19 protein-coding genes and 1 tRNA gene are annotated in these 12,204 nt (G+C 64.6%); 11 read left to right on the forward strand and 9 right to left on the reverse strand.

The genetic code is table 11. The annotated features are described in order from the left end of the window. Window positions 1-40: 40 nt before the first annotated feature. Window positions 41-970 carry a DUF1932 domain-containing protein gene (locus tag ACVINW_RS26925; protein ID WP_456754096.1) on the forward strand — a complete coding sequence of 310 codons (930 nt, stop codon included), beginning with the start codon at window positions 41-43 and terminating at the stop codon, window positions 968-970. A 173-nt stretch (window positions 971-1,143) separates the two neighbouring features. On the opposite strand, the gene ACVINW_RS26930 is transcribed toward ACVINW_RS26925, so the two are convergent. Next, window positions 1,144-1,701 carry a tetratricopeptide repeat protein gene (locus ACVINW_RS26930; RefSeq protein ID WP_456754097.1) on the reverse strand — a complete coding sequence of 186 codons (558 nt, stop codon included), beginning with the start codon at window positions 1,699-1,701 and terminating at the stop codon, window positions 1,144-1,146. A 286-nt stretch (window positions 1,702-1,987) separates the two neighbouring features. On the opposite strand from ACVINW_RS26930, the gene ACVINW_RS26935 reads away from it, so the two are divergent. From ACVINW_RS26935 to ACVINW_RS26950, 4 genes are all read left to right on the forward strand, one after another. Next, window positions 1,988-2,320 (forward strand): His-rich protein BRANT, encoded by a 333-nt coding sequence (locus tag ACVINW_RS26935; protein ID WP_456754098.1) that lies wholly within the window; start codon window positions 1,988-1,990, stop codon window positions 2,318-2,320. 228 nt (window positions 2,321-2,548) lie between these two features. Further along, entirely contained in the window at window positions 2,549-2,989 is a 441-nt protein-coding gene (locus ACVINW_RS26940) for a hypothetical protein (protein WP_456754099.1), read from the forward strand. Window positions 2,990-3,278: 289 nt separating this feature from the next. Further along, window positions 3,279-3,995 carry an outer membrane protein gene (locus ACVINW_RS26945; RefSeq protein WP_456754100.1) on the forward strand — a complete coding sequence of 239 codons (717 nt, stop codon included), beginning with the start codon at window positions 3,279-3,281 and terminating at the stop codon, window positions 3,993-3,995. A gap of 114 nt (window positions 3,996-4,109) precedes the next feature. Beyond that, window positions 4,110-4,433 (forward strand): hypothetical protein, encoded by a 324-nt coding sequence (locus ACVINW_RS26950; RefSeq protein WP_456754101.1) that lies wholly within the window; start codon window positions 4,110-4,112, stop codon window positions 4,431-4,433. 60 nt (window positions 4,434-4,493) lie between these two features. Here ACVINW_RS26950 and ACVINW_RS26955 read toward each other — a convergent pair whose 3' ends face one another. Then, window positions 4,494-4,745 (reverse strand): hypothetical protein, encoded by a 252-nt coding sequence (locus ACVINW_RS26955; protein WP_456754102.1) that lies wholly within the window; start codon window positions 4,743-4,745, stop codon window positions 4,494-4,496. Between the two features lie 487 nt (window positions 4,746-5,232). Between ACVINW_RS26955 and ACVINW_RS26960 the strand changes: the two genes are divergently transcribed. From ACVINW_RS26960 to ACVINW_RS26970, 3 genes are all read left to right on the forward strand, one after another. Further along, window positions 5,233-5,601: a hypothetical protein gene (locus ACVINW_RS26960; RefSeq protein WP_456754103.1), complete on the forward strand. Its 369-nt coding sequence runs from the start codon at window positions 5,233-5,235 to the stop codon at window positions 5,599-5,601. Then, entirely contained in the window at window positions 5,598-6,446 is an 849-nt protein-coding gene (locus tag ACVINW_RS26965; protein ID WP_456754104.1) for an alpha/beta fold hydrolase, read from the forward strand. The genes ACVINW_RS26960 and ACVINW_RS26965 overlap by 4 nt, the downstream gene beginning before the upstream one ends. A gap of 73 nt (window positions 6,447-6,519) precedes the next feature. Next, window positions 6,520-7,677: a DUF2652 domain-containing protein gene (locus ACVINW_RS26970; protein ID WP_456754105.1), complete on the forward strand. Its 1,158-nt coding sequence runs from the start codon at window positions 6,520-6,522 to the stop codon at window positions 7,675-7,677. Window positions 7,678-7,710: 33 nt separating this feature from the next. Here ACVINW_RS26970 and ACVINW_RS26975 read toward each other — a convergent pair whose 3' ends face one another. The 4 genes from ACVINW_RS26975 to ACVINW_RS26990 all read right to left on the reverse strand — a co-directional run bounded on the left by ACVINW_RS26975 (window position 7,711) and on the right by ACVINW_RS26990 (window position 9,150). After that, on the reverse strand, window positions 7,711-8,265 hold the full coding sequence (locus tag ACVINW_RS26975; RefSeq protein ID WP_456754106.1) for a hypothetical protein: 555 nt from the start codon (window positions 8,263-8,265) through the stop codon (window positions 7,711-7,713). Window positions 8,266-8,400: 135 nt separating this feature from the next. After that, the gene (locus ACVINW_RS26980; RefSeq protein WP_456754107.1) at window positions 8,401-8,619 is read right to left on the reverse strand and encodes a hypothetical protein; all 219 of its coding nucleotides are present in this window, start codon (window positions 8,617-8,619) and stop codon (window positions 8,401-8,403) included. 105 nt (window positions 8,620-8,724) lie between these two features. Then, entirely contained in the window at window positions 8,725-8,904 is a 180-nt protein-coding gene (locus ACVINW_RS26985; RefSeq protein ID WP_456754108.1) for a hypothetical protein, read from the reverse strand. Window positions 8,905-8,964: 60 nt separating this feature from the next. Then, the gene (locus ACVINW_RS26990) at window positions 8,965-9,150 is read right to left on the reverse strand and encodes a hypothetical protein (protein ID WP_456754109.1); all 186 of its coding nucleotides are present in this window, start codon (window positions 9,148-9,150) and stop codon (window positions 8,965-8,967) included. A 308-nt stretch (window positions 9,151-9,458) separates the two neighbouring features. Between ACVINW_RS26990 and ACVINW_RS26995 the strand changes: the two genes are divergently transcribed. Then, window positions 9,459-9,758, forward strand: a complete 300-nt coding sequence (locus ACVINW_RS26995) for a hypothetical protein (protein ID WP_456754110.1) — start codon at window positions 9,459-9,461, stop codon at window positions 9,756-9,758. 31 nt (window positions 9,759-9,789) lie between these two features. On the opposite strand, the gene ACVINW_RS27000 is transcribed toward ACVINW_RS26995, so the two are convergent. Then, complete coding sequence (locus ACVINW_RS27000) at window positions 9,790-9,972, reverse strand: hypothetical protein (protein ID WP_456754111.1); 183 nt, start codon at window positions 9,970-9,972, stop codon at window positions 9,790-9,792. A gap of 175 nt (window positions 9,973-10,147) precedes the next feature. Then, window positions 10,148-10,462 carry a DUF5658 family protein gene (locus ACVINW_RS27005; protein WP_456754112.1) on the reverse strand — a complete coding sequence of 105 codons (315 nt, stop codon included), beginning with the start codon at window positions 10,460-10,462 and terminating at the stop codon, window positions 10,148-10,150. Between the two features lie 155 nt (window positions 10,463-10,617). Here ACVINW_RS27005 and ACVINW_RS27010 point away from each other — a divergent pair. Beyond that, window positions 10,618-10,692 (forward strand) — tRNA-Thr (locus ACVINW_RS27010). A 120-nt stretch (window positions 10,693-10,812) separates the two neighbouring features. Here the strand turns inward: ACVINW_RS27010 and ACVINW_RS27015 are convergent. After that, the gene (locus tag ACVINW_RS27015) at window positions 10,813-11,250 is read right to left on the reverse strand and encodes a hypothetical protein (protein WP_456754113.1); all 438 of its coding nucleotides are present in this window, start codon (window positions 11,248-11,250) and stop codon (window positions 10,813-10,815) included. A 208-nt stretch (window positions 11,251-11,458) separates the two neighbouring features. Between ACVINW_RS27015 and ACVINW_RS27020 the strand changes: the two genes are divergently transcribed. After that, window positions 11,459-12,175, forward strand: coding sequence for a dienelactone hydrolase family protein (locus ACVINW_RS27020; RefSeq protein WP_456754114.1), 717 nt, complete (start codon window positions 11,459-11,461; stop codon window positions 12,173-12,175). Window positions 12,176-12,204: the final 29 nt, after the last annotated feature.

Below are 12,204 nucleotides of genomic sequence, written 5' to 3' on the forward strand. Positions count from 1 at the left end.
CCGTCGCATCCGGGCACGGTTCTTGCTTCGTGAGAGTTGCATGACGCAAGAGGTTGTGATGACCCGCATGCGCATCGGCTTTGTCGGCTTCGGCGAGGCAGCGCAGTGCTTCGCCGCCCACCTCGCAAGCAAGGACGGTGCGGCGCCGTTGGTGTTTTGCGAGGGCAACACCAATCGTCCGCCGTATTCGGATGCGTTCCGGGGCATGGCGTCCGCCTGCGGGGTCGAACTGGTCGACAGCCTGCCAGCGCTGATGGCGCGCGCCGACATCGTGTTCTCGGCGGTCGTGGTCGCGACGGCCGCGCCAGTGGGCCAAGCCATCGCCAGCCTGGTTCGGCCTGACATGCTGGTGGTCGACGTCAACGCGTCCACGCCGAGGATCAAGCGATCAGTCGGCGAGGCCGTGGCGGCGAATGGTGGCGCCTATGTCGATGCCAATCTGATGGGCGCGGTCAGCATCTATGGCGCGGCAGTGCCGCTGTACTGCTCGGGCAACGGCGCCGCGCGCTTTGCCGAGGCGTTCGCGCCGCTGGGCTTTACGATCGAGCTTGCCGGCCCGGAGGCCGGCACCGCGGCAGCGGTGAAGATGCTGCGCAGCGTCGTGACGAAGGGCATGGAGGCGCTGATCGTGGAAGCGCTGACCGCAGCCTCGCTCGCGGGGGTTCGCAGCGAAGCGCTGCGCGGCATTTGCGAACCGATGGACGCGACGCGCTACAGCAAATTCGTCGACATGTGCGTGCGCACCGATGTGCTGCACGCCGAGCGCCGTGCCGTGGAGATGGACGGCGTCGCGGAGGGGCTGCGGGAAATCGGCCTGCTACCGATCATGACCGAAGCGACTGCCGCGCGGCTCAGGACATCGGCGCGGCTCGGCCTGCGCGACGATTTCGCGGCGCGTCCGTCTTACAGCGCCGACGATGTGCTCGATGCCTATGCTGCGCGAGCGGCCACTAGCTCCCAAGATGGCTAGAGCGCAGCGAAACCCATCACCTTCGATCAGCGCGGAGGCATGATGGGTATCGCTTCCGCCTTCGCTCTTCGAGCTACGGCGGACAAGTCGCTCCACCTACGCTGCAACGGCTGCAAAAAAACCGGCGTGGTCGTTGTGACCACGCCGGCTCGATTGGGGAGACGGTCGACCGTTCAGTAAACCAGGCCGGTGCCCGGGGGCTTCTCCAGCGCTGCGGCGAGCGAGCGGTATTCGTCGCTGTTGGTGCCGGCGAGCTGGGCGATGCGGTTCAGGTGATACTGCGCCTGGTCGCGGTTGCCCTGTTCGACCTGCCAGAGGCCGTAATACTGCCAGGTGCGAACATGGGCCGGGTCGGCCTTCAGCGCGCGCTCGTACCAGATCTGCGAGACCTTGTAGTCGCCGAGCTTGCGATAGGAGTAGCCGATCAGGTTGGCGACGTCGGCACGGTCGTCCTGGCCGAGCGCCTTCAGCTGCTCGATCGCGGCGGTGTAATCGTGCTTGTCGTAGATCGTGGTATAGGCTGCGCGATAGCCGGCCAGGAACTTCTGATCGTCGATCGCGGAGCTCTTGTCCTTCTTCGCCTTCTTGCCCTTGCTGCCGCTGTCGGAAGCCGGCGGCGAGGGATTGTCGCTGCCCGCGGCATAGGCCGAGACGACCGGCGCGGCGGCGAGGGTCATCGAGAGCACTGCGAGGCCCAAAATTTTCCAACGAAACTGCGGCGTCTTGCTCATTCCTGGTTGCTCCTGATCGTTCCTGATCGTGCTCGGCAATCCTACACCGAAGCCTGATGACTTGAACACCCAGGGGTGCAGAACATTCCCGGCCGAATCCACGATTGCGTGATGTCGGCGAGCGGCCGGCCGCAGCGGCAACATGACCAAGATGTCATTCACATGAATGAATTCCGTCCATGCCCTTCAGAACGGGTTCAGTGCGTGACCCCTAAGTTCGCATGCATTGATCGGTGAGGCCGACCATCCGGCCGGAGACCTCTCGATCCCGCAGAGGAGGACCACCATGTTGAAGACGATTTCCGCCGCGCTGCTCGCCATGTCCGTGATCGCAGCGCCCGCGCTGGCCGCCGAGACCGGCAAGACCGCAACCCCCGCGCCGGCGACCACGACCGCCCCGGCGACCAAGGCTGCCCCCGTCGTCAAGAGCGAGCAGCTGCCCGCGAAGGTGCGCAACGCCAACGCCCGGATGCACCACAAGCACTATCGCCATCACCGCCACCACAAGCACATGGGCATGCTGAAGGTGAAGTCGCCGAAGCACGCGACCAAGCACGCCTCCAAGCACATTCCGGCCAAGGTCGCCACCAAGCACGTCGTGCCGGCCAAGCGCGGCTGATCAGCGCGACTGAACCTGATCCGAGGGACGTAGTTCGATCCACATTGCCCCGCTGCTTCCTTTGGATGCAGAACCGGCCCGCTTGTCCATTGCTTCCCCAATGGCGGCGGGCCGGAGTGCGTTTCGGTATTGGCTGAGACCCGGACGCCGGTCGTTTCTGTTCAGGAATAACCGAGTTGCGAATTCCCTTTCGTCACCCGCCGGTCTATGAGACGCGGCCGGGGCAACATGAAACAGCTGACTTTGCGGACTGCATCACGACTGGCGGCAATCCTGCTGCTCTCGATCCCGCTGGCCGGCTGCCTCACCAGCGACGATGGCGGCGGGCCGACCACCTTCACCGATGACCGCGGCGTCGCCAACCAGCCGTTCCCGGACCGTTACCGCGAGCAGATCCTCGCCTTCATGCGGACCTACCTGAACAACCCGGTCGGAGTCCGCGAGGCCGCGATTGCCGATCCGGCGCAGCGCACGGTCGGCGGCCGGCTGCGCTACGTGGTGTGCCTGCGCTACAGCGCGAAGGACGCCGACGGCAATTACCGGCCGGCCCGGGAGCACGGCGTCATGTTCGTCGACGGCCGGCTCGACCGCATCCTCGACAATGCCGCCGAACAGTGCGCCGGCGCGTCCTACGCGGCATTTCCGGAACTGGAGAAGATGGCGCGCTAAAACCGCGGTGGCTGGTCGCAACCCTGACCGGCGGCCTGATCGAAACGTTAGCGAACTCCGATCACTTTTCGCGGAGCGTTGAACTTCAACTTAGCCGTTTGCGACTTACATGCAGCCGAAATGCGGCTGCTTAACCGGTGAAAAAACCTTCTGTGCCAGGGAACAAACGGGCGTTGTTGCGACCCCGTCACAGCTTGGAAACATCACAGGTCCGGCATTGCCCCAAAGCAACCTAATTGGCGTCACGTTGTTTGGCTTAACAGCGCAGCGTTCGTAACGGGGATCAGAGATGAAGAAGTTTTTGCTCGGCACAGTCGCGCTGGCCGCCCTTGCGGGCCCGGCGTTTGCGGCTGACATGCCGGCCCGCACCTATACCAAGGCACCGCCGCCGTATACCGCACCGGCGCTCGTCTACAACTGGACCGGCTTCTACATCGGCGGCCATGTCGGCGGCGCGTTCACCGACGGCAACAATCTGATGGGCAGCGACGCGCGCTTCATGGGTGGCGTGCAGGGCGGCTTCGACTATCAGTTCGCCCCCAACTGGGTGATGGGCATCGAGGCGCAGTACTCCTGGCTGCCGAGCTCCTCGAACAACGGCCTGACATTCCCCGCCGGAACCGTGGTGACCGGCAACACCGACCAGCTCGGTTCGGTGACCGGCCGGCTCGGCTATACCTGGGGTCCGGCGCTGCTCTACGCTAAGGGCGGCTACGCCTGGCGCGACAACAACAACATCACGGCCTCGGTCGGCGGCGTGCCGACGGCCTTCACGACCGACGGCGGCCACAAGGATGGCTACACGGTCGGTGCCGGCCTGGAATACATGTTCGCCCCGAACTGGTCGGCGAAGGCCGAGTACCAGTACTACAATTTCGGCAAAACCACCTTCACCAGCGGTCCGGCCGACATCGTCGGCGCGAGCTTCCGGAACGACGAACATACCGTCAAGCTCGGGGTCAACTACCGCTTCGGCTGGGGCGGCCCGGTGGGTTCCCGCTACTGATCGTATCTCATCGAGATCGAAAGGCCGGCCTTCGGGCCGGCCTTTTTCGTTGGCCTGGCATTTTTTTTGGCCTGACGCTTGCTTGTTCAGCCGCTATTCACGCCTGATCGTGCAATGCAAAAAATAATTCCTGCATTGCACGGAACTTTCATCGTGATGCGTTATTATGGGAACGCCGGGGCTGGTGGACAAACAAACATGCGTAGTTTTGCGTTAGGGCTGATCCTCTCTGCGGTCGCTGTACCGTGCGTTGCCCAGACTGTCCTTAAATCCGAACCTTTGTCGCTCGCGCCCTATGAGGTCGTGCTGGTGCAGGATGCGTCCTGCACGGCGGGCAAGGTGCTCAAGGTGACGGGCGCGATCCGGGGTCTGCATCGGCGGAAGATTTGCGTGTCGCTCGCCGCCGAGCAGGCTTCGCTGGCGACGGCGACGCCGTAGGCAAGCGGACCGCATTTTCGGCATCCGGCCCGCCATGCGGGACCGGCCGGAGCAGCATCGTCAGTTCAACCGCGGCTCCAGGCGCGCCTCGCGATCGGCATCGGCCTTGTTCTTGACCGGATCCTCGTTCGGCTCGAGCTGGCAGGCCCGGATCTCGTAGTCATTATCCAGCACCGGGCGGGGCGAGGACTTTTCCTCTTCCGAGACCGTATCCACCACCAGCCCGGATTTCCTGGCAAGCTTCCAGACGTCGGCCTCGGTCGGATACGCCTTGCTCAGCTTGGCGTCTTGATAGAACAGCGCATACGGCATTCGTCGTTTCCCCAAACAACCCACGACAACGCCACCGGTGGCCCCGGGTTTCCTCAGAGCTCGCCGTTGCGATCACGGAACCGTGAATGATGATTCCAGGCAAGCATCTGAAAATATTGAGTCATTTCGGCCCTTTCGCGAAGGGCCCTGAGTCCTTAATGAGCGGTAAACCCCGGAAAAAAGAATCCCCGGGACTCTCCGGGTAGAATCGCCGGATGTTTCCTTCCATGAGAGCGATCCACCAGCCCCCCTACGAACGCGTGCAACTCGCGCTTGCGGTTGTGCTGCTCGCAGCCTGCGCCGCGAACGTGGCGCTGGTCTGGTCGTGGCTTTGACTCTCGCTTTCCCGGCTCCAGCCAAAATCCGTATGTAGCGGTCCGCGCGAAAATGCCGTGGCCGCGCGACGCCGGCGCCGATTGACGGCTCCCGCATTCCTTCCATCATTGCCGGAGAACGACCCGCTCGGCGGCCGTCGGAGGGAGCTGATATGATCGAAACGCTGAAGCAACGGGTCAATGGCGACGCCGGCCTGGTGCGGCGGGGCCGCTTCCTCACGACGACATTCCTGCTCGAGATCGGCAAGACCGCCTGGCTGATCGCGATCCATGAGGGCCGGATCGTCGCGGTGACCAAGGGGCCGTTCGTGATGCCGTCGTCGTCCTTCGCGCTGCGCACCTCGGAGGAGGAGTGGGGCAAGTTCTGTGAACAGCGGCCGCCGCCGGGCTCCAACGACCTGATGGCGCTGATCAAGCGCCGCGTGCTGAGGGCCGAGGGCGAGTTGCAGATCTTCATGGCGAACCTGCGATACTTCAAGGAGGCGCTCGGCAAGCTGCGCGGCGAGGGAGCGGCGGCATGAGCGCCAAATTCGAGCCGATCGTCGGCCGCTACATGCAGCTCGAGCTGTCCGGCCGTCTGCACCGCGTCTATGTCGAGGAGGCGGGCGAAGGCACGCCGCTGCTCTGCCTGCACACCGCGGGCGCCGACGGGCGGCAATATCGCGGCCTGATGAACGACCCACGCGTGACGCGCAATCATCGCGTCATCGCCTTCGACATGCCCTGGCACGGCAAGTCGTCGCCGCCGCAAGGCTGGCACGACGAGGAGTACCAACTGACCTCGGCGCAATACACCGCGATGATCCTAGCCGTGATCGACGCGCTCGATCTCGACAGGCCGATCGCGATCGGCTGCTCGATCGGCGGCCGGATCGCGCTGCATCTCGCGCTCGAGCATCCCGAGCGCTTCCGCGCCATCATCGGCCTGCAGGCCGGCGCGCATGTCGATCCCTATTACGATCTGAATTTCCTGCACCGGCCGGACGTCCATGGCGGCGAGGTGGCTGCTGCCATCGTCTCTGGGCTGGTCGGGCCCGACGCGCCCGACAGCGAGCGGTGGGAGACGCTGTGGCACTACATGCAAGGCGGCCCCGGCGTGTTCAAGGGCGATCTCTATTTCTACAAGATCGACGGCGACATCCGCGCCCGCATAGCCGAGATCGACACGAAACGCTGCCCGCTGTTCCTGCTGTCGGGCGAATACGATTATTCCTGCACGCCGGAGGAGACGCTGGCGGTGGCGAACAGCATCGCCGGAGCTGAGGCCACGATCATGAAAGGCCTCGGCCATTTCCCGATGAGCGAAAACCCCGGCGAGTTCTTGAAATACCTGTTGCCGGTGCTGGAGAAGATCGGCGGGCGCTAAACCGCCCTCGACCTCAGGCGCTTCGGTATGACAGACTGCGTATCGTCACGAAACGATTGCGCTGGAGGTCTCGATGCTTCCGAAAGCTGAAGCGGCATATTTCGCGATTGCCGACATCTCCGGCTATACCAACTTCCTCGCAGCGGTCGAGCTCGACCACGCGCAGGATATCATCGCCGATTTCATGGATGTGGTGGTGAAGGGGCTGCGCCCGCCATTTCGTCTCGCCAAGTTCGAGGGCGACGCCGCATTCGTCTACGCGACCGGGACCATCGACGGCTCGCTGCTGCAGGACGCGATCGAGGGCGCCTATTTCAAATTCCGCCGGCGCCTGCGCGACGTCCGCCAGGCCTCGACCTGCGAGTGCAAGGCCTGCGTTGCGATGGGCGATCTCGATTTCAAATTCGTGATCCATCACGGCGAGATGGTGAAGCAGAAGATGGGCGGCCGGGAGGAGCTTGCCGGCCGCGACGTCATCCTGGTCCACCGGCTGCTCAAGAACAGCGTCGGCGAGAAGCTCGGCGGCCGCGCCTACGTGCTCTACAGCGATGCGGCGATCCGCGCCATGGGCGTCGATCCGGCGGCGCAGGGGCTGATCCCGCATCAGGAGACCATCGACATCATCGGCGACGTGACGCTGTGGGCGCGCGACCTCGAAGCGGCGTGGCAGCAGGACGACGCGCAGGTCCGGATGGAGGTGACGCGCGACGATGCCTACGCGATCCTCGAATTCGACATCGCCGCGCCCCGGCAGACGGTGTGGGAGTTCATCACCGTGCCCGGGCAATGGCAGAAATGGTGGGACGCCGACGACATCGTCGAGGAGTCGGGCAAGGGGCGGCGCGGGGTCGGCACCAAAAATCATTGCGCCCACGGCAACCATACCAATGTCGAGGAAACGCTCGACTGGCGTCCGGTCGATTATTTCACGGTCGGGATCACGCTGCCGGTGCCCGGCGCGCCGCGCATCATCATGACCCGGGCCGTTCTGGAACGCCCGGACGGGACGTCGCGTTTCGAGCTACGGATCGCCAGGCCGAAGCCGAAGGACAAGGCGTTCCTCGACGGCGCCGCGGCCAAATTCGCCGAACGCATGACCCAGGCGATCGCCAGCTTGCGATCGATGACGGAAGGCAGGCAGCCTGCCGGCGACGCCCTGGAGGAGCCGGCGCTGACGCGACCAAGCGGGCGCTTCCTGACCGAGCCGGTGAAATCGGGCGCGCAGGGCTGAGGTCGGCAGACGGTAGGGACGAAGGAATGCCGGTTACTTGCCGGAGCGCGGCAGCTCGCTGTTGTCGCGGATCGCAGCGCGGACCTTGGCCATGGTCGTGGTGCAATATTCCTCGCGCTCCCTGAGGAAGCGCTGCTGCTGGGCGCGGAAATTCGCAACCCGCTCCCGCACCTCGGATCCGAAGTCGCCGCTGATGTCGAGTCTTGCGAATTGCGGCGGCTGCGCCGGGGGCGGCGGGACCTCGACGACCGTCACTGCCAAAGGCGGCGGCGCAGCGGGCAGCCCCTCGAGCACGGTCGGCACCGGAAGCGGGGACGGCGTCACCATCCGGGTCTCGGCCGCCGGCTTGATCTCCAGGGCGGCCTTCATCTCCAGAAGGGTCGTCTCGTCCACGGCCGGCTTGTGATCCAGGCTGGGCTTGGCCTCGGCCGTGGCCGCCGCGGCGGCGGGCGGCGGGGCAGGCGCCACTGGCGTGGCCGTCCGTGGGGCAGGCGTCGGCAGCCCGGCGTCGGGCAGCTTGCCCTTCACCGACTGTACGAAAGCCATTGTCTGCGCGATCAGGAGATCGCGTTCCTTCATCCACTTCATGGCGCACCTTGAGCGCGCGGATTCCAGCAAAGCAACCGCGCGGAATCAAGCACTCGCCATCGTGATGGTTGACGAAGACGCCTGTTTCACAGGTGCGGTGACATATTTGTGACAATCGCGCGGTACGTCGGGCAGTCAGCGCTGGCGGGGATTGGTGTTCGGGACGAACGGGGTACCGACGATCCGGACTGGGGTCTGCCCGCTAGCCGATGCCTGATTCGCCGCCGGCGGTGGTGCCGCGTTTGCCGGCGCGGGCGCTGGATCGAGCAGGGCGACGATGCCGGCCGCGGCCATGCTGAGCAGCGTGAAACTGCCCAGAAGCAGCAGATTGCGGTTGGCTTCGCGGACCCTCATGCGCAGAAAATCGCGTGAGAGGGCATAATGTTCCGAACAAATCCTCAGGCATTTTCGCGCAGATTTGGTCCCGCGCTAAAGTAGTGGGTCGGAGCGGCGAGCCGCCTAGTGAGCAGTCGCCTCGGCGGGCGCGCGTTCAGTGCTGCGCGCCTCGATCAGGTCGGCGTAGCGGCCGTACTCCTCGGCCATTTCCAGCAGCTTCTCGCGCACCGCGGCGTCGGTGACCTGGCGGGCCAGCCGCCGCGCCTGATCGGACTGGAAGCGGTAATGTGCTGTGTCGGACATCGTCGGCTCCTCACACATGTGTAAGGGCCGTCCGGCAAAAGGTTCACCAGAGGAAGCGGTTCATTGCAGGGTCTGGGACCGATCGGTCGGCGTGGCGCCGACCGCGCCCGCCCGGTCCTCGCGGACCTCGACCTCGAACCATCCCATCTCCTTCAGCTCGCGCGCCTTCTTCTCGGCCGCGTCTTCGCTGTCGCGCTTCAGCACGATCTGGCTGGTGCCGTCCCGGGCAAGGATCAAATAGGTCATTGGCTGATGTCCCATCCGACATTCTGCATACCGCGTTTCGGGCTGCAAGAACAGAAACAAGGCACGGCATGGGTGATGCTACGGGAAGGATCCCACGATTCCTGCCAAGGGAGGGCGGCGGGCGCGACCCTGGACCGGAGGTTGCGCAACGGGACAGTTCACCATGGCGCAGACCGTGATCGATTGCGCGCTCGAGGTGGCACAGTCTGCACTGCGGGCACGCGCGATCGATGACGTGAAACGTCGGCTGAAGACCGGAATAATACGGCTCTCTCCGTCCTTGTGGGCAATCAAGCGAAGCGCTTTGATTGAATCGCAACGACGTGTTCGGATTGGACCTGGGGACGACGCACGGCGTGAGCCACAAGAAGCTGGATGGAGGACTCGATGCCCAGGCACTTCGGTTTGAAGGCAACATCGACCGCAGGACGGTCGGCGTTCACGGGATCATCAGGGGATTTGCAGCAGCGGACTGCGTCGGCAGCGGCATCGAAGAATCTGGTGCCGGAGGTCGCGCCGGCGTCAAAGCACACTTCGGCGGATTCGGAGCTGCCGTATTCGCCTGCGAGCTGGCGCGGCTGCCGCGGCCGGCGGTCGATCTCGGCTGACTGACAATCCGCGCGGCGCGGCTGGCCGGTCTTATGGCTGGGACGGCTCGTGCTTCTTCTCGCGCTTGAAGTCCATGCGCGCGATGCGTTCGTCGATCTGTCGATTCAGCCGCTCGTCCTGCAGCGTGTCCTTCCTGAACAGCCCGCCGTGCAGCCGATAGGCGAGCAGCAGCAGGACAACAGCACCACCCACGAGATAGTAGGACCAGTCCATCGTCGTCAGAACCGTGCCTTGGCGGCCTCGTTGCCGGGATCAAGCAAGCTTAGGGCGGTTTGCGGCGCCTTGTCCAACGCCATCCTCGGCCACGCCTGCCGAACATTGTTTCGAAACATCAACGGGATGTGACAACGATGCGACGCGAAGCGCGCTGGTCAGCGCTAGCGGCAGCTCAATGGGTGCCCGCGAGGATGATCAGATTGTTGTAGACCGGCGTCGCGATGAAGGCGACCACATAGGCCATCTGGCGTTCGCTCTTGCCGCGCCAAAGCATCCACATCACGAGATAGGTCAGGCCCAGCTTGGCGATCAGCCACCATTCGCCCAGCCACTCCTGGGTGAACCGCATGAACGGGTTGAGCTCACCCATTCCGCGCTGCAATATCTCATTGGTGGTGATGAGATCCGAGTAACCCATCAGCAGGGCGCAGACCAACAGCGTTGCCTTCAGCAAAGACGTCCGTGCCCGCAGCTGCTGTTCCGTCATCAGGTGTTCGCCCGAATCTGTTTGTGGCTCCCGGTTCCCAATCTTGCGGAACCTTTGCGGTGAGTGCAAGCCTCAAAGCTTGGGGCGAGGCTTGGCCTTGGTTCTGGCTCTGCCGCACCAAGTCTGCTATGCGAGCGCGCAAATCACGCCATTTCGCCGGCTTAGCTCAGCGGTAGAGCAGCAGTTTTGTAAACTGAAGGTCGGGGGTTCAATCCCCTCAGCCGGCACCAGCTTTCGATGCTGGCTCAGGCGTGGCGCCCGCTCGGCTCGGCCAGAGCATTTCGCCTCCGGCCGGACGGCAAAAAGGCGGCCCGAAGGCCGCCCCTTGCATCGCTGCACGTTCGCCTGAGCTATTGGCAGGGGTGCCGGAGGCCGTCGCTGCCGCGGAACCAGGTGCCGGGGGTGCAGGCAAGGCCGTTCTGCCGCGCATATTCCTCGCTGCCCATCGGGGCGCCGCGATAATAGTCGGGACCGCCGAACGGGGCGGTGGCGATCGCAGCCGCGGTGCCGACCGCGCCGCCGACCACGCCGGCGGCGACGTCGGCCGGGCCGGGATCATAACGATTGTAGCTGTCTTGCCAGCTCGGGTTCTGCCAGTCGCGATCGCGCCGGTAGGCGCGGTGATGATACGCGGTCGCGGTGGTGCCCGGTGTCATTGTCTGGCATCGGGCGTCCGGTGTGGCATTGGAGCAGCGCACGGCGGTGCCGATGGCCTGTTGCGCCATCGCGGGGCCGGCCATGGCTGTCGCGAGCAGGGCTGCCGCACCAAGAATTTTCAGTTGTGTCATGCAAGATCTCCTCTCGTCATCGTGGTGAGCTAATCTCGCTGTGCCGCGCCTGTTCCGGCGCAGCCTTGCCCCGCGTTCAAACCAGTGTGAAGTTCCGGTCGCGCGCGCATGATGCGTTCCGGATCACGGTCGATTTTGTTTGAGCATGATCCGTATCGGAAAACCGGTGCCCATTTTTCCGGATCATGCTGCTTTTGACGAGAATTGCATGCACACAGGTGACATCGACTACGCCGGCGGCGACGCCAATCTGCGCGGCTATCTCGCATTCAACGACCGCGGCGCAAAGCGTCCGGGCGTGCTGGTGTTCCACGAGGGACTCGGGCTCGGCGATTTCGCGATGGAGCGGGCGCGCAGGCTTGCCGCGCACGGCTATGTCGCGTTCGCGGCCGACATGTTCGGCGATCGGCGACAGGCTGCCGATCTGCCGCAGGCGATGGCGCTGATCGGCGAGTTGCGCACCGATGCGGCGAAACTCCGCGCCCGGGCGCGCGCCGCGCTTGCGACACTTACCGCACTGCCCGAGGTCGATGCCACCAGATGTGCGGCGATCGGCTTCTGCTTCGGCGGCACCGTTGCGCTCGAGCTCGCGCGCGATGGCGCCGAGCTCAAGGCCGTCGTCAGCTTCCACGGCGTGCTCTCGACCACGCAGCCTGCGGCGGAAGGTCGGGTGAAAGCGAGCGTGCTGGTATTGACCGGCGCCGACGATCCGTTGGCGCCGCCCGATCAGGTCACCGCGTTCGAGAGCGAGATGCGCGCCGGCAAGGTTGCCGACTGGCAGGTGATCAGCTACGGCAACACGCTGCATGGCTTCACCAATCCGACCGCGGACGGCTCGATCATGAAGTCGGCGCTCTACGATGCGCGGGCCGATCGCCGCTCCTGGGCGGCGATGCAGGGCCTGTTTGACGAGGTGCTTGTCTGAGGATGCGCTGGCCTGACAAGATCAGCGAT

Source organism: Bradyrhizobium sp. USDA 4461 (assembly GCF_054055655.1).

Coding starts and splice junctions, on each gene's coding strand:
- ACVINW_RS27005 (WP_456754112.1), bottom strand. CDS start 10,462: ATGACGGAACAGCAGCTGCGGGCACGGACGTCTTTGCTGAAGGCAACG.
- ACVINW_RS27015 (WP_456754113.1), bottom strand. CDS start 11,250: ATGACACAACTGAAAATTCTTGGTGCGGCAGCCCTGCTCGCGACAGCC.
- ACVINW_RS26955 (WP_456754102.1), bottom strand. CDS start 4,745: ATGCCGTATGCGCTGTTCTATCAAGACGCCAAGCTGAGCAAGGCGTAT.
- ACVINW_RS26975 (WP_456754106.1), bottom strand. CDS start 8,265: ATGAAGTGGATGAAGGAACGCGATCTCCTGATCGCGCAGACAATGGCT.
- ACVINW_RS26960 (WP_456754103.1), top strand. CDS start 5,233: ATGATCGAAACGCTGAAGCAACGGGTCAATGGCGACGCCGGCCTGGTG.
- ACVINW_RS26980 (WP_456754107.1), bottom strand. CDS start 8,619: ATGAGGGTCCGCGAAGCCAACCGCAATCTGCTGCTTCTGGGCAGTTTC.
- ACVINW_RS26930 (WP_456754097.1), bottom strand. CDS start 1,701: ATGAGCAAGACGCCGCAGTTTCGTTGGAAAATTTTGGGCCTCGCAGTG.
- ACVINW_RS27020 (WP_456754114.1), top strand. CDS start 11,459: ATGCACACAGGTGACATCGACTACGCCGGCGGCGACGCCAATCTGCGC.
- ACVINW_RS26940 (WP_456754099.1), top strand. CDS start 2,549: ATGAAACAGCTGACTTTGCGGACTGCATCACGACTGGCGGCAATCCTG.
- ACVINW_RS26945 (WP_456754100.1), top strand. CDS start 3,279: ATGAAGAAGTTTTTGCTCGGCACAGTCGCGCTGGCCGCCCTTGCGGGC.
- ACVINW_RS26950 (WP_456754101.1), top strand. CDS start 4,110: ATGCAAAAAATAATTCCTGCATTGCACGGAACTTTCATCGTGATGCGT.
- ACVINW_RS26970 (WP_456754105.1), top strand. CDS start 6,520: ATGCTTCCGAAAGCTGAAGCGGCATATTTCGCGATTGCCGACATCTCC.
- ACVINW_RS27000 (WP_456754111.1), bottom strand. CDS start 9,972: ATGGACTGGTCCTACTATCTCGTGGGTGGTGCTGTTGTCCTGCTGCTG.
- ACVINW_RS26965 (WP_456754104.1), top strand. CDS start 5,598: ATGAGCGCCAAATTCGAGCCGATCGTCGGCCGCTACATGCAGCTCGAG.
- ACVINW_RS26985 (WP_456754108.1), bottom strand. CDS start 8,904: ATGTCCGACACAGCACATTACCGCTTCCAGTCCGATCAGGCGCGGCGG.
- ACVINW_RS26990 (WP_456754109.1), bottom strand. CDS start 9,150: ATGACCTATTTGATCCTTGCCCGGGACGGCACCAGCCAGATCGTGCTG.
- ACVINW_RS26925 (WP_456754096.1), top strand. CDS start 41: ATGACGCAAGAGGTTGTGATGACCCGCATGCGCATCGGCTTTGTCGGC.
- ACVINW_RS26935 (WP_456754098.1), top strand. CDS start 1,988: ATGTTGAAGACGATTTCCGCCGCGCTGCTCGCCATGTCCGTGATCGCA.